The sequence below is a fragment of the Acinetobacter sp. ANC_7634 genome, assembly GCF_056779875.1.
Genome location: NZ_JBWYIT010000010.1, coordinates 34,427 through 54,744 on the forward strand (window position 1 = coordinate 34,427; position 20,318 = coordinate 54,744).

At 40.3% G+C, this 20,318-nt stretch carries 18 protein-coding genes; 11 read left to right on the forward strand and 7 right to left on the reverse strand.

Going from position 1 to position 20,318, the window contains the following annotated elements:
* Positions 1-10 precede the first annotated feature (10 nt).
* The gene (locus AC1M9A_RS10860) at positions 11-2,341 is read right to left on the reverse strand and encodes a DUF6351 family protein (protein ID WP_481610189.1); all 2,331 of its coding nucleotides are present in this window, start codon (positions 2,339-2,341) and stop codon (positions 11-13) included.
* Between the two features lie 433 nt (positions 2,342-2,774).
* Positions 2,775-3,620, reverse strand: coding sequence for a carboxylating nicotinate-nucleotide diphosphorylase (gene nadC, locus AC1M9A_RS10865; RefSeq protein ID WP_179999994.1), 846 nt, complete (start codon positions 3,618-3,620; stop codon positions 2,775-2,777).
* Between the two features lie 145 nt (positions 3,621-3,765).
* Between nadC and ampD the strand changes: the two genes are divergently transcribed.
* Both ampD and murJ read left to right on the forward strand, forming a co-directional pair.
* Positions 3,766-4,335, forward strand: coding sequence for a 1,6-anhydro-N-acetylmuramyl-L-alanine amidase AmpD (gene ampD / locus AC1M9A_RS10870; RefSeq protein ID WP_092767969.1), 570 nt, complete (start codon positions 3,766-3,768; stop codon positions 4,333-4,335).
* Positions 4,336-4,403: 68 nt separating this feature from the next.
* A complete protein-coding gene (gene murJ, locus AC1M9A_RS10875) occupies positions 4,404-5,957 on the forward strand; it encodes a murein biosynthesis integral membrane protein MurJ (RefSeq protein ID WP_481610247.1) in 1,554 nt (517 codons plus the stop codon).
* 72 nt (positions 5,958-6,029) lie between these two features.
* On the opposite strand, the gene bamJ (AC1M9A_RS10880) is transcribed toward murJ, so the two are convergent.
* The 5 genes from bamJ (AC1M9A_RS10880) to AC1M9A_RS10900 all read right to left on the reverse strand — a co-directional run bounded on the left by bamJ (AC1M9A_RS10880) (position 6,030) and on the right by AC1M9A_RS10900 (position 11,392).
* The gene (gene bamJ / locus AC1M9A_RS10880) at positions 6,030-6,719 is read right to left on the reverse strand and encodes a BamJ family beta-barrel-assembly machinery protein (protein ID WP_481610190.1); all 690 of its coding nucleotides are present in this window, start codon (positions 6,717-6,719) and stop codon (positions 6,030-6,032) included.
* Between the two features lie 47 nt (positions 6,720-6,766).
* The gene (gene bamJ, locus AC1M9A_RS10885; protein ID WP_035267750.1) at positions 6,767-7,474 is read right to left on the reverse strand and encodes a BamJ family beta-barrel-assembly machinery protein; all 708 of its coding nucleotides are present in this window, start codon (positions 7,472-7,474) and stop codon (positions 6,767-6,769) included.
* A 182-nt stretch (positions 7,475-7,656) separates the two neighbouring features.
* Positions 7,657-9,843, reverse strand: coding sequence for a polysaccharide biosynthesis tyrosine autokinase (locus tag AC1M9A_RS10890; RefSeq protein WP_481610191.1), 2,187 nt, complete (start codon positions 9,841-9,843; stop codon positions 7,657-7,659).
* A gap of 17 nt (positions 9,844-9,860) precedes the next feature.
* Complete coding sequence (locus tag AC1M9A_RS10895) at positions 9,861-10,289, reverse strand: low molecular weight protein-tyrosine-phosphatase (RefSeq protein ID WP_481590661.1); 429 nt, start codon at positions 10,287-10,289, stop codon at positions 9,861-9,863.
* The gene (locus AC1M9A_RS10900; RefSeq protein WP_481610192.1) at positions 10,289-11,392 is read right to left on the reverse strand and encodes a polysaccharide biosynthesis/export family protein; all 1,104 of its coding nucleotides are present in this window, start codon (positions 11,390-11,392) and stop codon (positions 10,289-10,291) included. The genes AC1M9A_RS10895 and AC1M9A_RS10900 overlap by 1 nt, the downstream gene beginning before the upstream one ends.
* 240 nt (positions 11,393-11,632) lie before the next feature.
* On the opposite strand from AC1M9A_RS10900, the gene tviB reads away from it, so the two are divergent.
* The 9 genes from tviB to AC1M9A_RS10945 all read left to right on the forward strand — a co-directional run bounded on the left by tviB (position 11,633) and on the right by AC1M9A_RS10945 (position 20,313).
* On the forward strand, positions 11,633-12,910 hold the full coding sequence (gene tviB, locus AC1M9A_RS10905) for a Vi polysaccharide biosynthesis UDP-N-acetylglucosamine C-6 dehydrogenase TviB (protein WP_481590663.1): 1,278 nt from the start codon (positions 11,633-11,635) through the stop codon (positions 12,908-12,910).
* A gap of 15 nt (positions 12,911-12,925) precedes the next feature.
* The gene (locus tag AC1M9A_RS10910; RefSeq protein WP_481596465.1) at positions 12,926-13,948 is read left to right on the forward strand and encodes an NAD-dependent epimerase/dehydratase family protein; all 1,023 of its coding nucleotides are present in this window, start codon (positions 12,926-12,928) and stop codon (positions 13,946-13,948) included.
* Between the two features lie 10 nt (positions 13,949-13,958).
* Positions 13,959-15,131: a lipopolysaccharide biosynthesis protein gene (locus AC1M9A_RS10915; protein ID WP_481610193.1), complete on the forward strand. Its 1,173-nt coding sequence runs from the start codon at positions 13,959-13,961 to the stop codon at positions 15,129-15,131.
* Positions 15,131-15,724 carry an acyltransferase gene (locus AC1M9A_RS10920; RefSeq protein ID WP_481610194.1) on the forward strand — a complete coding sequence of 198 codons (594 nt, stop codon included), beginning with the start codon at positions 15,131-15,133 and terminating at the stop codon, positions 15,722-15,724. The genes AC1M9A_RS10915 and AC1M9A_RS10920 overlap by 1 nt, the downstream gene beginning before the upstream one ends.
* Before the next feature lie 105 nt (positions 15,725-15,829).
* Entirely contained in the window at positions 15,830-16,375 is a 546-nt protein-coding gene (locus AC1M9A_RS10925) for an acyltransferase (protein WP_481610195.1), read from the forward strand.
* A gap of 29 nt (positions 16,376-16,404) precedes the next feature.
* Positions 16,405-17,523: a glycosyltransferase gene (locus tag AC1M9A_RS10930; protein ID WP_481610196.1), complete on the forward strand. Its 1,119-nt coding sequence runs from the start codon at positions 16,405-16,407 to the stop codon at positions 17,521-17,523.
* Complete coding sequence (locus AC1M9A_RS10935) at positions 17,520-18,614, forward strand: glycosyltransferase (RefSeq protein ID WP_481610197.1); 1,095 nt, start codon at positions 17,520-17,522, stop codon at positions 18,612-18,614. The genes AC1M9A_RS10930 and AC1M9A_RS10935 overlap by 4 nt, the downstream gene beginning before the upstream one ends.
* Positions 18,611-19,777: a glycosyltransferase family 4 protein gene (locus AC1M9A_RS10940; protein WP_481610198.1), complete on the forward strand. Its 1,167-nt coding sequence runs from the start codon at positions 18,611-18,613 to the stop codon at positions 19,775-19,777. Before AC1M9A_RS10935 ends, AC1M9A_RS10940 begins: the two co-directional genes overlap by 4 nt.
* Positions 19,771-20,313: a serine O-acetyltransferase gene (locus AC1M9A_RS10945; RefSeq protein ID WP_481610199.1), complete on the forward strand. Its 543-nt coding sequence runs from the start codon at positions 19,771-19,773 to the stop codon at positions 20,311-20,313. Before AC1M9A_RS10940 ends, AC1M9A_RS10945 begins: the two co-directional genes overlap by 7 nt.
* Positions 20,314-20,318: the final 5 nt, after the last annotated feature.

Below are 20,318 nucleotides of genomic sequence, written 5' to 3' on the forward strand. Positions count from 1 at the left end.
AATTCAGGCATTAAGACAGTCGAAATGAATTAGAGATCCAACCTTTCGGAAGTTGAGGCATTATAAGCTCCTCAGGGCGATTTGGATCTTCATCCAGTTGCTTACCACCATAAATGACATCATTGATCTGTCCATTTTGATTTTGATATGTTAACCAAGGATAGGTTTTACCAAACCCAACAGGATCTTGGGTGTAATCACAAACACCATCTGGAAAAACTTTTTGTAATCGAGCCCATTGCTCATCTGTAAAGTTAATATTGGGGTAAAGACGACGTGTGAGTGGTTGTAGTTTACATTTATTGGCGTAGGTACTAATTTGATCACCTGCTACCATTCGCGGTGTTTTATAGACTGGTACACGAAGGTTATTGCAGAACCCAGATCTTCGAATCGTTCCTAATGTGATACATGAGTCGTTAAGATTTACTTTATTGCGAGTGAGTTTCTGTGGCAGAGGTAAATTGCTTGTATCATTTTTTACGCGATCCAACCATTGGTTCATATCATCGAAACTGATTTCTAAACATTTAAGATCGCCAATCATAATGGTATCACCTCCATAAAGAAGCTGATTGTTATGATGTCCATGTGCTTTGTCTAAACGTGCTCTAATCGCGAATGCTCGGTAAGCATCATGGAATATCGCTGGATCTGGACCACGACAATCAATAATCGCCACTTGATCTAAATTATTGGCAACATTGATTAAACCAGTTCGATAAGCATTTTTTAAACCTTGCTCCGTTGCATATAACCGTTCGGGAATTGGATTAATATCAATATCAACTCCACCGAGGCGTTCATTTAATAAAACAAATTTTTCAGCATTGATCACACCATCAAATAAGGTTTGAAGCCCGTATTGCACACCGACATTATCAATTGGTAGGTTAGCAAACCCAATATTTCGCTGGTTTTCGACAGGACTCCAAATTTGTCTAAGCTGTTGTGTATTTGGATCAACTTCAGTTGGATTTCTGAGACCCAACAAATTTACAGCAGCCTCTTGAATTGAACAGCGTGTCCCATTCGGATTTGAGGTGGCATTGTACAGTTGTGTTTCTGATATTCCGCTACAAATTGTATTTGGTCGAGCAACATCGAATTGCGCAAGTTCACTGACATAACCATTAATCTCAGAAATATGACCTTGAATATGGTTAATTTGATGAGGGAGGAAAGAGCGGCCTTCTGCTGTTTTAAAATAATTGATCATAATATGATAATCAGCAAACTGAGACGCTGTACTCCATGCATCAGGGAAGGAGCACGTTACTAACAAACCTTGGTATACACCTGGATAAGCGTTAGCTACCCATTGAGATGCGAGCGCGCCACCTGAACAGCCTTGTCCAATCGTGTAGTCTAAAGTGCCGTATTGTTCGATAAAACGTTCTTTGGCCATAATGATTGATTCAGCTTGAACAGCCAAATTACAGTTATGTCCACTGTTGGATAGCGCCGTAGACATGACGCCATAACCTTTGCCCAAAGCCTTGATGGTAATATCTGGCAAAATAGAAGTTGATGTCGCAACCACGGTAGGCGCGGTTGCAGACTGATAATCATTTCCGCAACTTTGCCCATGGGTTACTAACAGTTTATTATTAAATTGGGGTTGTGGATTCAACGCAGTCCAAGGCTGATTAGGATTAAACAATACAGCAAACCGATATTCATCACGATTTTGATAGCCGACCTCCTCTCGAATGATAAATGGCACTTCTACGCCTGTATCGGTCTTAATTTTGGAAATTAGACCCGCCGAAGGTGGTTTCTCAGGATTATAGGTTTGTAAAGTTCCGACCAAATTCCGATAGTAGTAATTATATTGAACAGGTTTACGACAAAATAAATCAGTCGAGCCGTTGGTACAGGTCCATGGATTAATTTGAGGTCCAGATAAAAGAGGGCCTGTGGTACTGAAATTTTTTAAATATAAATTTTGAATTTCATTTGGTGTTTCAATTTTAAGTAGATTTTCCCCTAACCGTAATCCATCTAATAGCACTCTATTCTGAGCATTAGAAAAGCGAGATTTGATGTCCTGTCCATTTAAATGAATGCTTATATTTGAGTCATTAAAATTAATCGATGGGTCTAATTCGATCAATACATCATTATCTGTCACAAGATCGGGGCGAGTTGATAGAACAGTCACGAATTCTTTTTCAAGTTTATTCGTTGGATTGTCAGGATCAGTTGGATTGGTCGGAGTTGGCTGTGATCCATTACCACCGCCTGAATTCCCCCCAGATTCGCTGGAGCTTTTACAACCGACGAGTAAGCTGCTACTAATCGCGACGCTTAAAAGCGTATAGATCATTTGCGTTTTCATGTGATTTCCCTAATGTACAACATGGTGGATGCAATCGATCCGATGACTGCATTTCTTTTTATTTATTCACTGACATTCTGCATGGTCTATGCGTTGACACCCTCCTATTATTTAGACAATGCGAACTCATGGTTTAATTGTATTTATTGGCTTCACTATGAATGAAAATTGAGCAGCATTCCATGACAGAAAATTGAATAATTGTAAAATTAAGGCGAATAAATAGTTGAAATTTAATGATTTACTTTGCATTCTATGGATTTAGCATGATTTTGATTAAAAAATAATCTTAAAGCGTGGAAGGTATCAACTAGGACCATATAAATTCAAATTTTTTTGTATTCTTGCGATAAAGTTAATGTAGCATCACAGTTTTAAGCAATTAAAAAAAGGAGCAAAGCCCCTTTTTTATTGAGAGATAGGATTGAATCAATTAAGCGTTAAAGCGCATAGATAAATCGATGGCTTTGACATCTTTAGTCAGTACACCCATGGAAATAAAGTCGACGCCTGAAGTAGCAACTTCACGTAAGTTCTCGATGGTAATATTACCTGAAGCTTCTAATTTACAACGACCAGCCACATGCTTGACTGCATCAATCATTTGTTGTTGGCTGAAATTATCTAACATAACGATATCCGCACCAGCATCTAAAGCTTGGTTTAACTCATCCCAAGTTTCAACTTCGACTTCCACAGGTTTACCTGGTGCAATGGCATGCGCTTTGTCGATTGCTTGCTGAATGCCACCTGCAGCCATAATATGGTTTTCTTTAATTAAAAAAGCATCGAATAAACCTAAACGATGGTTTTGACCACCACCTACACCCACCGCATATTTTTGCGCAATACGTAAGCCTGGTAATGTTTTACGTGTATCAAGCAGTTTGGTATTTAAACCTTCCAAATGTTTCACATATTCAGCCGTTTTTGTAGCAACAGCAGAAAGGGTTTGTACAAAATTAAGTGCTGGGCGTTCAACGGTTAACAGACTGCGTGCTGAGCCGGCAAGTTTTAAAAATGCCTCATTGGCTTGAACTTGATCGCCATCTTGCTTTAACCAAATCACATCAACGCTTGGATCATAGGCTTTAATTAAAGCATTCACCCACGGTTGCCCTGCAAGAATCATCGTTTCGCGACTGATAATGGTTGCTGTTGCTTGTTCATCTTCAGGTGTCAGCAATGCGGTGATATCACGCTCACCAATATCTTCTTGCAATGCTTGTTGGATATTGATTTGAATTGATTGTTCAAGCAAAGATTGCGGTATGCTCATAAAATCCCTATTGTAGGCACCAGAAAAATGAGCAATATATTACCATTGCACCTCAAGTAATGGTGCTGTTTTTTTCGTCCAAGTCTTTTCCAAAGATGAGCGTGGATGAATTGTCATAAGTTGCAAACACGGATTGAGATCACACATGTCGAATGTACCCAAGCTTCAAGTGGTAGATGGTGTATTACAAGGTGCAAGATTTATTGCTTCACCAAATTTTAATCAAAGACCAGACCATACTGACATTCAACTGGTGGTCATCCACAATATTAGCTTACCGCCCTCACAGTTTGGAGGAGGCTATATTGAGCAGTTTTTCCAAAATAAATTAGATTGGAATGCACACCCTTATTTTAAAACCATTGAAGGGATGCAGGTCTCAGCACATTTATTGATTTTAAGGTCAGGCGAAATTTTACAGTTTGTTAATTTTAAAGACCGTGCTTGGCATGCGGGACGCTCTACGTACATGGCAAATCCAGAATGCAATGATTATTCTATTGGCATTGAACTCGAGGGTAGTGATGATCAAGATTTTACGGAACAACAATATCAAGCTTTAGTTGAGGTCGTGGCAACACTTCAACACGCTTATCCTAAAATTAAAAGTCATATCGCAGGGCATTCAGATATTGCACCTGGACGAAAGACCGATCCAGGACCGCATTTTCAATGGTCTTATTTTAGAGATCAATTAAAACAACGAAAAATATGATGCTTTGTCGAATGAAATAACAATTTAAAAGCGAAGTTTTATTACAATATCGTCAATCTTTTTAAGTGGTGAATATGATGGCGCTTTGGCGATCCACCTTTATTGTGAGTGCAATGACCATGTTGTCTCGTGTCATGGGGCTTATTCGAGACATGGTGCTGTTAAATGTGTTCGGGGCAGGTAAAGACTTCGATACTTTTGTTGTAGCGTTTCGTATTCCCAACTTTTTTAGGCGTCTTTTTGCCGAAGGTGCATTTTCCCAAGCATTTATTCCTGTTCTCACAGAATATAAAACCACCAAACTCCATGCTGAAGTTCAGATCCTAATTAGTCGGGTATTTGGATGTTTGCTTACCGTGATGACTGCATTAACTTTGCTGTGTATGATTGTTGCACCTGCGATATTGTATGTTTATGCGCCAGGATTTCATGCCGATGCAGTCAAATTTGATTTGTCAGTCGACTTATTCCGTCTCACCATTCCCTACCTGATGTTTATGTCGCTGACGGCATTTGCCAGCAGTATCTTAAACAGCTATGGCTCATTTACCACACCCGCATTTGCGCCAGTGTTGTTGAATATTGCAATGATTGCAGGGGCTTTGTGGCTGTCTCCATATATGGAAACACCCATTATGGCATTGGGTTGGGCAGTGGTGTTTGCTGGCATTTTGCAATTAGCCCTACAAATTCCGGAACTGTGGCGCAAAAAACTCCTGATCCCCCCTAAAGTTGATTTTAAGCACGAAGGTGTCGAGCGTATTTTAAAATTAATGTTGCCTGCACTGTTTGGGGTTTCAGTCACACAAATTAATTTACTACTCAATACCATTTGGGCGTCTTTTATGCAAAATGGTTCTGTGTCATGGCTTTATACTGCAGAACGGATGACCGAATTGCCTTTGGGCTTAATTGGTGTAGCCATTGGAACGGTGATTCTGCCTGCACTCTCTGCGCGTAAAGCTGAACAGGATCAAACTAAATTTAAGGCCATGTTAGATTGGGCTGCACGTGTCATCGTATTTGCTGGTATCCCAGCCAGTATCGCTTTATTTATGTTGTCTACACCGATTATTCAAGCGCTGTTCCAACACGGTGCTTTTGATGCACGAGCGACAGAAATGACCGCTTTGGCATTACAATGTATGAGTGGTGGTGTTTTGGCATTCATGTTAATTAAAGTCTTTGCTCCTGGATTTTATGCGATTCAAGATACCAAAACCCCAGTACGTGTTGGCCTAATGGCAGTTGCAGCCAATGCCATTCTCAATGTGGTTTTTATTGGTATCTTCAAATGGATGGGCTGGGAAGAACTCCATATGGCATTGGCGTTGTCATCTACAGGTTCTGCTTTAGTCAATGCAGGGATGCTATATTTCTATTTACACAAGCGTGAAATATTCCGATTTGGTCCGCATTGGAAAAAATTATTTTTCCAATTTATGGTCGGTAACGCCGTGATGATCGCAGCTTTATGGTATGGTCTAAGCTGGTATAACCCAGATGTAGCACCGTGGATGCGTGTATTTGAAGTGCTTGGTCTCTGTGTATTGGGTGTGGTTGCTTATGTATTGGGTTTATTTGCGACTGGCTTTAGACCAAGACAATTAAAACATGGCTAGTGTTTCAACCAGACCCTAAATAAAACAAAAAAACATCGCGGAAGCGATGTTTTTTTATAAGTCATGTGAACATTAAGGCAAAACTTTTAAAAGTTCGACATCAAAGATTAAGGTGCTGTTCGGCTCAATCGCATCGCCCGAACCGATCTCACCATAGGCCAAATCAGCAGGAATAAAGAAGCGGTATTTAGCACCTTCCTTCATGAGTTGTAAGCCTTCAGTCCAACCCGGAATGACTTGACTCACTTGGAATTCAACCGCTTGATTACGCGCGATCGAACTATCGAATACTGTGCCATCGATTAAACGTCCTTCATAATGAACTTTCACTTTTGACGTCGCTTGAGGCGTTTTGCCTTGACCTTGCTGAATCACTTGATATTGCAGACCTGTTGGTCGTGTGACGATACCTGCTTTCTTGGCATTCTCTTGTAAAAATTGCTGCCCAGATTTTAAATTTTCTGCAGCCAATTTTTGAAATTCGATCAGCTGTTTGGATTCACTCTGCTTTTTGTATTTGGTTAAAGCCTGCGCCATTTCTTGATCGGTTAAACTCGATTTTTGACCAGTTGAGCCTTGTTTCAATCCTTCAATAAAGGCATCCAAATTAATATCTTTTAATGTATCCGCATTAGTGCGTCCCATCACATAGCCATAGCTATATCCGAGCTGATCTTTCTCAGTACTTTTATTGCTAATGTTTGCCGCAAATGAGGCAGAGCTGAGGATCAGCAGACTGCTTAATATAGAGATTTTTTTCATTATTCAAATCCAAAAAAGGAGAGCTGAGGGCTCTCCTTTTGATTAACTTATTTGACTTCGATTAATTCAACATCAAAAATGAGCGTGCTGTTTGGTGGAATCGTACCAGGAACACCCTGTTCACCATAAGCCAGATTTGATGGAATATATAAGGTTGCTTTACCGCCTTCCTTCATCAATTGTAGGCCTTCGGTCCAACCAGGGATGACCTGATTCAACGGAAATTCAATCGGTTCACCACGTTCAACCGAGCTATCAAAGACTTTGCCATCAAGTAATTTACCGGTGTAATGCACTTTAACCACAGAGTTTGCAGCAGGTTGTTTTCCTGTACCTTCTTTGCTGACGAGATACTGCAAACCAGAAGCAGTTGTTTTAACATTCGGTTTTTTTGCATTTTCAGCAAGGAAGCTATTGCTTTGTGCATTGGCAGCTTTAGAGTCTTCGACTTTCTTTTCTTCTAATTCTTTTTGTAAAGCCACATAGGCAGTTTGCAGTTCTTCATCGGTATAGGCACGTTCTTTTTTAGCATGCGCTTCACGGACACCGACAATAAACGGATCAATCGCGACTTCAGGAGGAGTTTGGCTGGCAACTTCATAACCGAGCGCATAACTGATTTTATCAATCGGTTTTGCATCAGCAGTCATACTAGAAACTGTCGCAGATGTTGGATGTTGACTTGCATAATAAACAGGGACGAGCGCAGCACCGCCTAAAACGACAGCAACAGCGATGGGTAAAGCTTTACTCATGAGATTTCCAATTTTTTTCAATTATACGTGCGATATTCTAAAATCGCGGAACTAAAACAGCATAGCGTCAATTCACTTTCAGCGATATAGAATTTCAATGAAATCAACAAAATTTCACAAATATACAGTGCTTGATCGGCATAAAAAAAGCCTGAATAGATCAGGCTTTGATTCAACAATAATTAATCATTGTCCTTTGAGGCTTTATACGCATACGCATAGTTATAACCATAGCCATAACCCGCTGCATTACGTTGAATGTCATTTAAGATAAAGCCATTCACTTTCACACCGGCTTGTTCGAAACGATTGACTGTGATTTCGAGTTCTTTCATTTGTGTCTTCGCATAGCGAGCAATGACAATATTCACACCTGCATATTGCGAAATGATAATACCGTCAGTCACCGCAAGTATAGGTGGCGTGTCAATGATCACATGATCAAACTGTGTTGAAAGCTGTTCAAGCAACTGTTTGAATTTTTCAGAACTCAACATCTCAGATGGATTGCTCGGACTCTTACCACGAGTGATCACACTTAAACCAGAGACTTCAGTGTCTCGAATAATATTTTGTAGAGAGTGCTGATCAGTCATGTAATCAGTCAAACCTGGCTGTGTTTCAATATTGAAATATTTGTGTAGATAACCACGACGTAAGTCAGCATCAATAATCAAAACACGTTTGTCGGCTTGTGCTAATATCGTGGCTAAATTGGTTGAAATAAATGATTTACCCACTTCAGGTGCAGGACCAGAAATCATAATCACATTATTTCGAGCTGAACTCAGCGCAAAATGAATCGCCGTGCGCATACTGCGTAAACTTTCAATCGCAATATCATCGCTATTCTTAATCGCCAGAATTGGGATTTTCTTATGCTTTTTCAGCATCTTAATTCGGCTTTCTTGTACTGGCGAACGCGGTACTGTTGCATAAACCGGTAGATCTAATTCATTTTCAATTTGACTAGAATCTTTGATGCCTGAACGCATCATATTACGTAACAGCGCCAGAAGTGCCCCGAGGAAACCGCCAACAAATATCGATAACACTAAAACAATCAGTTTCTTGGGTTTAATTGGTTCAATTGGTTCTACGGCCGTATCAACAATACGAACATTGCCAATTTCCCCCGCTTTCGCAATACGAAGTTGTTGGTACGAATTCAGCAAAGCTGTATACAACTGTTGTTTGACTTCAACTTCACGGAATAACTGTAGATAGCGACGTTGCAAGTCTGGGAGTTGTTTTAAGGTGCCATCCAATTCATTGATTTTTTTATTGATCGCACCAAGTTGAGCGTTCATTTGTTGCATGATTGGATGTTCATTGGTGTATTTCGCACCCGCTTCAGCCACTTTTTGCTCAAGTTCAGCTTTTTGTGTTTCTAAAGCAACGCTTTGTGTTAAATACAATTCAGATTCTTTGGTGACATCAACCGTATTAAAGCCTTGACGGAATTTGTTAAATTCACGTTCGGCGACATCCAGTTGTTGTTTTAGTTCTGGCAGTTGTTCATCCAAGAATTTCAATGTTTGAGCTGTTTCAGCAGAACGTCGTTCTACATTTTGCTGACTATACGCATTTAAAATCGTATTCAGGACTTTTGTAATGTGCTCTTTATCTTGACCTTGATAGTTTAGCCCTAGAACTCCAGTCATTTTCCCTTTTTCAGCCACTGAATAGTTGGCCAAAAGTGATTTCATCGCAGCTGGTAAAGATTGTTTGGTGATGAGATAGCCGTCATTCAATTGATCTTGTGTGCGAATCTCAACTTTCCATACGCCATCACGGGTAGAGCTTTGATTGAGTTGGTTTACTGAACCTTTTAGCACCACTTCTTCGGTTTTTATATCCGTCAGGGTAAATTGTTTCTCAGTAAAATTAAGTGCCAATGCACGGTCACGAAATTTCTGAGGAACATGGAAATGGGGAATCGCAAAAGATTGTTCGTCATCGTTAAAAATTACAGATTGACGTGAATAGTTGGTCGAATAGTCATGTGGTGCAAACAACCGATCGAAAAATGAGTTTTGAGTTCCTTCAATTTTCAAATCAAGATTCAATTGATTGATCACTGAGCCGAGGACTAATCGAGATTTCAGGATTTCAATTTCTGCTTGAGCAGGTTGTTTCTGTTCAATCATACTTGATAGATCACCCAAAAGTGCTGCAGAGGCACCTTTGCTTTCTTCAACTTGAACCAAAGCATCTACAGAATAAGTATCTGGTGTTGTACGTAAGTAGAGTAGGGCACAGACCAGACTCAAAATCACACATAAGGCAATCAATTTCCATTGTGCGATTAATGAAAAAAATAATTCTTTTAAATCAATTGTATCTTCGGTATTCGCGGTTTGACTCATAATCTTTATTCAAAATATTAAAGGTGTTTTTTCCAATCAGCGATACAATTCTGAATCAACTGACAGGTGTCATTAAAGAATGCTTGATCGTGTTGATAGGGATCCGCAATATTTTTTTCACGCCAGTGCCCCAAGCGAAAGGTTTTTCCTTTTGCGTATGGCCATGTTTGTTCGATATGCTTCTGTTGGTTCTGGCTCATGACAAGAATCAAATCCGCATTTTTGACCAATTCAGCATTCAGTTTACGCGCCACATGATCTTGCATATTTATACCGAAGTTTTGCATACATTGTAATGCTTTATCATCTGCTGGATGGCCAACTAGACCAGAAATACCAGCAGAGTGAATTTTTCGATCAGGGTATGCATCTTTTAGGAAATACTCTGCCATGGGGCTTCGACAGATATTTCCAATACAGACCACTAAGATATTTTTAAAATTCATTAATTCCCCAAACGATCTAAATTATATAAAGCATTGGAGAAAGGAATCACCTGGTTAACTACACGTTGCCAGCGCGTTAGACCCGTTGCATCAACATAGACAATATCATTACTTTGCATTTTAAACTGATTGGCGAGACCAAAATTAGCAATGCTAGACAGATCCATATGGAAGATTTCAGTCATCGGTGAGTCACTTTGACTTCTAACGACGTAAATTTTACTGCTGCTTGCTGACAATGGATTCAGACCTAAGCTCTCCCCAATCACATCACTCAAAGTCATGCCTTGATCACGCATCGGCAGGGACTGGTTTTTACCTGACTCACCCATGACATAGATTTTTTGGTTTTCGCGAGAGTTGACATAAATCGTATCGTTAGCTTGCACCAAAAGATTGTGTAGCGAAAACCCTGCTTTCTCAAGTTCAATCGAATTTAAATTATAAGTTTGACCATTTCGAACGAGGCTAATCGATGTATTCGCACCAAATTGTGTGTTGATGCCACCAGCTAAGCCAAGCGCCGTATAGATACTGGTGGGTTGATCATTTAGTGTATATTGACCACCTTTCATGACATTGCCCTGTACTGAATAACGTTGACCTTGGTAAGACAAAACTCGAGCGATGACATCAGGTGTTTTTAAATAACGGGCAAGTAACTGACGAAGTTCTTGATTCACTTGATCTAAACTTTTGCCAGCCGCTTTATAACGTCCAATAATCGGAAATTGAATATACCCACGAGAGTCGATTTGATAGCCGTTAGATTTAATGGCTTCTTCATTATTAATGGTATTGGTGGGCGGTGTAATTTCTGGATATGCCCATAGATAAATGGATAATACGTCACCAGCACTGAGTAGATATTGTTTTTGATTTTGTAGAAACAAATGTCCCAAATCTTGGTGAACATTGACTTGTGCAGGTTGAACAGCAAAAAGGGACTCTTGAGTGAGTTTGATGACATTGACTTGAGTGCCCAAATCCGTCTGAAAAACACCTTCTTCAGGTAAGTCATAGGTTTGAAGACCTGAGGTAACAGCACATCCTGTAAAGCTTAAACTTAATGCCAACAGCAAACTATAACGATAGTGACTCACTCGTATTCCTATATTGTATACATTTATGATTATTCAAAAATTAATCTTAACTTAACTAAATAAAGTTAAGCGACATTTTATACCAATTAAAACAATAAATATATCTTAACCAAGCTATCTTTATGTTTTAAATGCAGAAAGTATAACTTCTCTGACTTAAAGGAGTTTAATAAGAGTAATTTTTATCAAACTATTAATGATGTAGAATATCCATTTTAGAGCATATATAAGGCTTCAGAGATGTATGATCTCTATAATCTAAAAATTGCCATTATCGGATTGGGTTACGTCGGTTTACCGCTCGCTGTTGAGTTTGGTAAAAAAGTTCCTGTCGTGGGCTTTGATATCCATCAAAAACGCATTGATGAGTTGCGTAAGGGGCATGACCATACATTAGAGGTTTCATCAGAAGAGTTAGCGCAGTCTACGCAGTTGATTTATAGTGCGAATTTAGAAGATCTAAAAGACTGTAATTTATATATTGTCACAGTGCCAACACCAATTGATGAATATAAACAGCCAGATCTTATCCCACTTGTTAAAGCATCGCAAAGTATTGGGCAAGTTCTGAAAAAAGGCGATGTGGTGGTCTATGAATCTACGGTATACCCAGGTGCGACAGAAGAAATCTGTATTCCTGAACTAGAAAAAGCATCAGGTCTTAAATTTAACCAAGACTTCTTTGCAGGTTATAGTCCTGAGCGTATTAACCCAGGTGATAAATTGCACCGTGTCACCAATATTTTAAAAATCACTTCAGGTTCAACGCCAGAAGTCGCTGACTTTGTCGATGAAGTTTATAACTTGATTATTGAAGCTGGTACCCATAAAGCAGCGAGTATCAAAGTCGCTGAAGCAGCTAAAGTGATTGAAAACACCCAACGTGACGTGAACATCGCGCTGATCAATGAGCTTGCAGTGATCTTTAATAAAATGGGCATTGATACCGAAGCGGTGCTGCAAGCGGCTGGCACGAAATGGAATTTCTTACCTTTCCGTCCGGGTCTAGTGGGTGGTCACTGTATCGGTGTGGATCCGTACTATTTAACCCATAAAGCCCAAGCGATTGGCTATCATCCTGAAATTATTTTGGCAGGTCGTCGTCTCAATGATGGCATGGGTGCGTATGTGGTGACTCAGCTTGTGAAAGCCATGCTAAAAAAACGCATTCAGGTGGAAGATGCCAAAGTCCTGATTTTGGGTCTCAGCTTTAAAGAAAACTGCCCCGATATTCGCAATACCCGCATCATTGATATCGTGAATGAACTCAAAGAATATCATATTGATGCCGATGTCTATGACCCATGGATTGATGCTCAAGAAGCTAAGCATGAATATGGCATTCAGCCAATTTCGACTTTAGAAAATGGCAAATATGATGCCGTGATTTTAGCGGTGGCACATGATCAGTTTAAAGCGATGGGTGCAGATGCTATCCGTGCTTTGGGTAAATCTGAACATGTATTGTATGACTTGAAATATGTGTTATCTCAAGCCGAATCTGATTTGCGTTTGTAAGAGGACATATTTTTTATGAATCAATATCAACAGGTATGTGAGCAACTGAAAGTACAGCCAAAAACATGGCTGGTGACAGGCGTTGCAGGTTTTATCGGCTCAAACCTTTTAGAAACTTTACTCAAGCTTGATCAAACTGTGGTGGGTTTAGATAACTTTGCTACAGGTCATCAGTATAATTTAGATGAAGTACAAGCATCTGTGACCACAGAGCAGTGGGCGAAATTCAGCTTTATTGAAGGTGACATCCGTCAATTTGCCGATTGTCAAAAAGCCTGTGCCGGTGTGGATTATGTTTTGCATCAAGCGGCTCTGGGTTCAGTACCACGTTCAATTGCAGACCCGATCACCACCAATGAAACCAATATCAGTGGTTTCCTCAATATGCTGACTGCGGCACGTGATGCCGCTGTTGCAAGCTTTACTTATGCGGCAAGTAGCTCAACCTATGGCGATCATCCTGCATTGCCAAAAGTCGAAGAAAATATTGGCAATCCATTGTCACCTTATGCGGTGACTAAATATGTGAATGAGCTGTATGCCGATGTATTTGCTCGGAGCTACGGCTTTAAAGCCATTGGTTTACGTTACTTCAACGTGTTTGGTAAACGCCAAGATCCAAACGGTGCTTATGCGGCAGTGATTCCAAAATGGACGGCATCGATGATTGATGGTGAAGATGTCTTCATCAATGGCGATGGTGAAACCAGTCGTGATTTCTGTTTTATCGACAATACAGTACAAGCCAATATTTTGGCAGCAACTGCATCTGATGAGGCGAAAAATCAGGTCTATAACGTGGCTGTGGGTGATCGTACTACGCTCAATGACTTGTACCGTGCGATTCAATTAGCACTTGCGGAAAATGATGTGCATTTTGAACGTGATCCGGTGTACCGTGATTTCCGTGCTGGTGATGTCCGTCATTCACAAGCGAGTATTGCCAAAATTCAGCAATATTTGGGCTATGCACCTGAATTTAAAATTGCCGAAGGCATTCAACTGGCGATGCGTTGGTACGTCAATAACTTAAAATGATCTTGAGCAGATGATTGCGAAACTATTCGCAAAGTATCAGTCGATTGGGCTGATCACCTTAAGTTTATTGGCAGGTGCGATAATGACATTTATCGCACTTCCTGTTTTAACGCGCCTATATTCTGTTGCGGACTTTGGTGCATACGGCATTGCTTTAGCGATTGTTAGTGTTTTATCCACGGTGGCGAATTTACGTCTGGATCAAGCTTTATTGGTCGCTGAGGAACAGGATAAAAAAAGCCTGATTTTTGAAGGGATAGTATTCTCAACAGGCATTGCTGTGATCAGTGGTATTGTCATCAGTATTATTTTAAGCGTTGAAATGGCAGGGGCTGTTGCCACAGGTGTGCTTGCCAATACTCTGATTCAAAGTCTATATAACTATCAATTTGCCGCACACAAAGAATATTTCTGTGCTGGTTTAAATATTTTTAGAAGTGCGATTGTGGTGGCAGTGCAATTGTCTTTACCGCTTGTGATGCACATCAGTTTGGTGAGCAGTTATAACGTCAGCTCGATCATCATGATTGTAGCGGTGTTAATTTATTTATTGAAACATCAACTGTATCAAATCAGTTGGCAGGCATTTAAAAATTATAAAGATTTCATTTATGCCAATACGCCACATGCTTTATTGAATAGTTTTTCGCATAATTTACCGTACTATGTGGTGTCGCATTTTATCGGTGTGCAGGCGATGGGGTTTTATGCCATTGTCGAGCGTACGCTTCGTGTACCGATCAATCTGATTTCGCAAACCTTGCGTCAGTTCTTTATTCGCAAATTTAAAAGCACAGAATCCAATCAAAGTGCTCTCAAGGCGAGTGTATTGCTCAGTCTCGTTTCACTACCTTTGTTTGCTGTATTTTTTGTTCTGCCTGAATCTGTTTATTTATGGATTTTTGGCAGAGAGTGGGTCGGCATTTCAACCTATTTTCAAGTTTTAGCCTTGGGCTATTGGGCGATTTTCTGTAATCCACCGAGCTCTGCTTTTTTGATTGCTAAGCGCAACAGCCAAGTGTTATTTAAATTGCAAATCGTGGAATTGATCATTAAGTTTGCATTATTTGCAGGCTTATATGTTTTATTTGAGAATAAAATTTATATGCTGTTGGCAGTGCCAGTAGCACTCATCCTCTATAACTTTGCCATTTTATATGTGGTGTGGAGAAACAAAAGCTGATGTTTTTTAAACTGTTAAAACTGATGAATTGGTTCACTGCACAATGTCGTCAGCAATTTTATAACGTGGCTTTTGGCACCAAGTTTCGCTATTTCGGCAAAGGCTGTACCGTGGATATTAGTGGACAAGTGAAGATCGGCAATAATGTTTATATTGGTGATCATGTCAGCTTAATTGTTGAACATGGTGCAGTGTTAGAGATTGCTGACAACAGTTTTATTGGTGAAAACTGTTATATCAAATGCTTTGGTGGCAAGGTGGTGATTGGTAAAGATGTCAGCATCAACTCTAAGTCGTATGTCAATGGTTGTGGTGGTGTGACCATTGGTGACAACACCCGTATTGGCACGCAAAGTATTATTATTGCCAGTAACCATAAGTTTGGTGAGCCTGAGGTTTTAGTGAAAGATGCGATTACCAAACTCGGTGTAAGCCTTGGTGAAAACATTTGGCTAGGTGCACGCGTGACGGTTTTAGATGGGGTTACCGTTACAAGCAACAGCGTGGTTGGCGCGTGTAGTTTGGTGTCCAAACCACTGGATGATGCGGGGGTGTATGTCGGCAGTCCCGTGAAAAAAATTAAAGACCTATAAACCAGGTCATCATGCTGACTTTGGCATTCATATCCTAAAGTAAATTTTCAGCGTAAAATATTCAGTCATTTTTCCTTCTTTTGAAACCTGACATAGGTCATGTATATGGCATTTATTGTTTCTGCTTTTCGACAGTTGTTTGATTTGGCTTATTTTATGGCTAAAGGCAGTGTGGCATATGCACGTAAAAAGGGGGTGAAGATTGGTGAAAACTGCCGAATTTATATTAAAAATTGGGGCTCAGAACCGTTTTTAATATCATTAGGTGATCATGTCACCGTCACTTCAGGTGTGAAGTTTATTACCCATGATGGCAGTACCTGCTTGGTCAAAGATGCACAAGGTAAACGCTATCAACGCTTTGCGCCAATTCAGGTTGGTTCGTATGTGTTTATTGGTGTGAATAGCATTATTATGCCGGGTGTGAATATTGGCTCGAATGTGGTGATTGGTGCAGGTTCGGTGGTGACTAAAGATATTCCGGATAACAGTGTTGCGATTGGCGTACCTGCCAAAATAGTCTCAAATTTTGCCGATTATCAAACCAAAATTCAAAGTACCTGTGCCAGTGATAGCGACTTGGTTGGCATCAAGGATTATCAACAGCGCGTTGAACGTGCCATGCAATTGCAACAGCAAAAATCTTCTTAACTCATTCTCCCCACATTTTAGGTTGTTCTATGCTGAATAAAGTCATGTTTTTCTTGCCAACTTTAGGTGGTGGCGGTGCCGAACGTACCGTAATCCAACTGGCAAATAACTTGGTACAGCAAGGTCGTAATGTAGATGTGGTGGTCTGTGATTTAACGGGTGAAAAAGCCAAATTATTGCCTGAAGTCGACTCTAAAATTCAGCTCATCGACTTAAATTGCGGTCGTGTTTTTCGAGCAATCACGCCATTAAAACAACTGTTAAAAGCTGTGCCTTATGATGTAGTGATTGCCACACAAAGCCACAGTAATATTGTCTGTGCCATTGCAAAACGTTTGGCGAAAAGTCAAAGCAAACTCATTTTGCGTGAAGTCTCGACGCCATCGAAAAATATGAAGCTGACAGGGCTGAAAAAGTTTGTTTTTAATCGTTTGGTGAATTGGACATATTGCAGTGCTGATCAAGTGGTTTGTGTATCCAATGGTGTATTAGAGGATTTTAAGCATTACTACCATTATTCTGAGAATAACCTCAGCACTATTTATAACCCTGTGATTGATAGTCGTTATTTGCAAAAACTTAAAGCGCCGGTACAGCATCGTTTCTTTAGCCAAGATCATCAAGTGGTGTTGGCGGTGGGGCGTTTAACTGAAGCTAAGAATTTTGGTTTATTGATTCGTAGTTTTCATGAATTGCATCAGATTCATCCTGAAATCCGTCTCATTATTTTGGGTGAAGGCGAGTTACGTAGCGAATTTGAAGCCTTAATTAGCGATCTGGATTTAACAGATGTGGTGGATTTGCCGGGCTTTGATCCAAATCCGTATGCTTATTTTAAATATGCTTCGCTGTTTGTTTTAAGTTCGAACTGGGAAGGTTTGCCGGGTGTGTTGATTCAAGCCTTGGCATCCAAAGTCAAAGTGGTCAGTACCGATTGCCCAAGTGGTCCACGTGAAATTTTGGCAGAGGGTCAGTTTGGACTTTTAGTACCATGTGACGATCAAAAAGCCTTAAGCGACGCCATGCATCAAGCGATTTATCATGATTATGTGACATTTGATGCGGAAGCCTTTAAACAACATTGTTTGCAATTCCATAAAGATACTGTCGTGCGTCAGTATCACGATTTGTTGGAGTCGAAAGCATGACTAAACCGTTAATGGTGCATGTGATTACCAACTTTGCAGGGGTTGGTGGTGCTGAGATGATGTTGGCACGTCTGATTCAATATACTGAAGATCAGTATCAGCATGTGATCATTAGTTTGATGAAAACTTCAGCGGTATATCAAAGAACTTTAGATCGTTGCCAAGCACATTATGCGCTGCAGTGGAATGGTTTAAATACACTGAGTACGATTCAAAAATTGCGTAGTTTACTTAAACAGTTACAACCAAAAACGGTGCAATGTTGGATGTATCATGCCAATGTGCTCACCAGTCTCAGTGTGATTGGTTTAGCTCAAAAACCTAATGTGGTGTGGGGCATTCATCACTCGCTTGCATCGCCCAAAGATGAGTCGATCAGCACCAAAATTGCACTTATTTTAAGTAAGGTTTTATCGAAACAACCAACGGCAATTATTTACTGTGCACATTCATCCAAACAACAACATGGCGATTTTGGCTTTCAAAATGCGAATCAGCATGTGATTGCCAATGGCGTATTTCTTGATAAATTTCAACCTAATCCACAAGTGAATAAACCCACTGTAATTGGGTTTGCAGGGCGTTATCACAACGCCAAAGGTTATCCATACTTGTTTGAAACCATGGGCTTGCTGAAAAATGAAAACATCATCTTTAAAATTGCAGGTTCAGGTGCAAGCTTAGAAAACCCCGAAGTCAAAGCTTTGTTTGAGCTGTATCAGTTAGATGCTCAAAAAGTACATCTACTCGATCAAATCTCAGATATGCCTGCTTTTTATCAATCGATTGACGCCTTTCTGATGACCTCAATTACCGAAGGTTTTCCGAACGTATTGGTTGAAGCCATGGCATCAGGTTTGCCGTGTATCAGTACCGATGTTGGCGATGCCAAATACATGGTGCAGGATTTAGGCAGTATCGTTCCACCACGCAATGCGCAAGCTTTGGCAAATGCAATTTTAAAATATGTGCAAAAAACAGAGGCAGAAAAACAAGCCTTAAAACAAGCAACGCGTGAACGTGTTGAGCAGAATTTCAGTATTGCAACCGTCAGCCGTCAATATATGCAGGTGTGGAGCCAACAGGCATGAAATTTTTAATGATCAGTAGTTTTTTGCCATCGGTACTAAATTTTCGTGGCAAATTATTGGAAGCGATTTCTGCCCAAGGCTATGAAATTCACATCATGGCACCTGAGTTTGCAGACTTTCCTGAAGAGCAGCAAAAACTGCAAGCACTTGGCTATCATTTGCATGAAATTCCCATGCAACGTACTGGCACCAATCCACTTGCAGATTTAAAACTGCTTAAAAACCTGTATCAGCAGATTCGTCATATTCAGCCCGATTATGTGCTGTCCTATACCATTAAACCGGTGATTTACGGCACACTCGCATCATGGCTTGCCAAAGTGCCACATCGTTTTGCTTTAATTACCGGTCTCGGTTACGCCTTTCAAAATATCGAATCAGGTAAGCGCAGTCTGTTCCAAAAAATGGTGCATTGTTTGTATGCCCAAGCTTTAAAACATAGCGATAAAGTCTTTTTCCAAAATCCGGATGATTTAAAGCTGTTTCAAGACATGCAGTTGCTCGATGCCAACAAGCCTAATGTGGTGGTGAATGGGTCAGGGGTGAATGTACAAGATTTTGACGTGATGCCCTTACCGAAAAATGCGCAAGGACAAGTGAAGACGTCATTTTTATTAATTGCACGCCTTTTAGGGGATAAAGGTGTCCGTGAATATGCCGAATCGGCACGGATCATCAAAGCACAATATCCCGAAGCAGAGTTTCATTTGGTCGGTTGGATTGATGATAATCCCTCAGCCATTTTGCAAACTGAACTCGATGAATGGATTGCCGATGGACGCTTAAAATATTGGGGTAAACTCAGCGATGTACGTCCTGCGATTGCGGAAAGCTCTGTCTATGTGTTGCCATCGTATCGTGAAGGTACGCCACGTACGGTTTTGGAGGCGATGGCGATGGGGCGAGCGATCATTACCACCGATGCGCCAGGTTGCCGTGAAACGGTAGCGCATGGTATCAACGGCTATTTGGTCGGGGTGAAATCAGTCGATGATTTGGTGCAGAGCATGCAATATTTTATTGAAGATCCAAAACTCATTGAGCTCATGGGTCAACGTTCACGTGAAATTGCCCTGAATAAATATGATGTGCATCAAGTGAATGCCCACATGCTCCGTGAAATGGGAATCATCGATATCAATTTAGAGTCTGGCGCATGTTGATTAAATACATCAAAAGCGATTTATATCGTTATACGGGAAAAGTCAGTTTTAAATTGTTTGTTAAAAACTACCTATTTAATCGCGGCTTTAATTTTTCATTTTGGTTACGGATTGCCAGTTCAAAAATGTTTTTAGCAAAACTTGCTTATCCCATTTATTATTATAAAAGAAAGCAATATGGGATCGATATTCATACCACGACCAAAATTGGCTATGGCTTATATATTGGGCATGGTGGACCTTTAGTCATTAATCCCACAGCAGAGCTTGGGCATAACGTCAATTTATCTCAATTCACAACGATTGGTGCTAATGGTGGTCGTCGAGCGGCCAAAATTGGTAATAATGTTTATATTGGACCTCATGTCTGTATCGTGGAATCAATCACAATTGGTGATAATTCAACGATTGGCGCAGGCAGTGTGGTGACTAAAGATATTCCTGAAAATGCCACGGCTGTGGGAAATTATGCCAAAGTGATTCACATGAATAATGCAGGTCAATCTGTAAATAGACGTTGGACAGATCTTGACTAAGGGGC

Excerpts from the sequence above, each read along its gene's own strand:
- AC1M9A_RS10910 (WP_481596465.1), top strand. The coding sequence starts at position 12,926 with ATGAATCAATATCAACAGGTATGTGAGCAACTGAAAGTACAGCCAAAA.
- AC1M9A_RS10925 (WP_481610195.1), top strand. The coding sequence starts at position 15,830 with ATGGCATTTATTGTTTCTGCTTTTCGACAGTTGTTTGATTTGGCTTAT.
- bamJ (WP_481610190.1), bottom strand. The coding sequence starts at position 6,719 with ATGAAAAAAATCTCTATATTAAGCAGTCTGCTGATCCTCAGCTCTGCC.
- AC1M9A_RS10915 (WP_481610193.1), top strand. The coding sequence starts at position 13,959 with ATGATTGCGAAACTATTCGCAAAGTATCAGTCGATTGGGCTGATCACC.
- AC1M9A_RS10930 (WP_481610196.1), top strand. The coding sequence starts at position 16,405 with ATGCTGAATAAAGTCATGTTTTTCTTGCCAACTTTAGGTGGTGGCGGT.
- AC1M9A_RS10945 (WP_481610199.1), top strand. The coding sequence starts at position 19,771 with ATGTTGATTAAATACATCAAAAGCGATTTATATCGTTATACGGGAAAA.
- nadC (WP_179999994.1), bottom strand. The coding sequence starts at position 3,620 with ATGAGCATACCGCAATCTTTGCTTGAACAATCAATTCAAATCAATATC.
- ampD (WP_092767969.1), top strand. The coding sequence starts at position 3,766 with ATGTCGAATGTACCCAAGCTTCAAGTGGTAGATGGTGTATTACAAGGT.
- AC1M9A_RS10860 (WP_481610189.1), bottom strand. The coding sequence starts at position 2,341 with ATGAAAACGCAAATGATCTATACGCTTTTAAGCGTCGCGATTAGTAGC.
- tviB (WP_481590663.1), top strand. The coding sequence starts at position 11,633 with ATGTATGATCTCTATAATCTAAAAATTGCCATTATCGGATTGGGTTAC.
- bamJ (WP_035267750.1), bottom strand. The coding sequence starts at position 7,474 with ATGAGTAAAGCTTTACCCATCGCTGTTGCTGTCGTTTTAGGCGGTGCT.
- AC1M9A_RS10935 (WP_481610197.1), top strand. The coding sequence starts at position 17,520 with ATGACTAAACCGTTAATGGTGCATGTGATTACCAACTTTGCAGGGGTT.
- AC1M9A_RS10890 (WP_481610191.1), bottom strand. The coding sequence starts at position 9,843 with ATGAGTCAAACCGCGAATACCGAAGATACAATTGATTTAAAAGAATTA.
- AC1M9A_RS10895 (WP_481590661.1), bottom strand. The coding sequence starts at position 10,289 with ATGAATTTTAAAAATATCTTAGTGGTCTGTATTGGAAATATCTGTCGA.
- AC1M9A_RS10920 (WP_481610194.1), top strand. The coding sequence starts at position 15,131 with ATGTTTTTTAAACTGTTAAAACTGATGAATTGGTTCACTGCACAATGT.
- AC1M9A_RS10940 (WP_481610198.1), top strand. The coding sequence starts at position 18,611 with ATGAAATTTTTAATGATCAGTAGTTTTTTGCCATCGGTACTAAATTTT.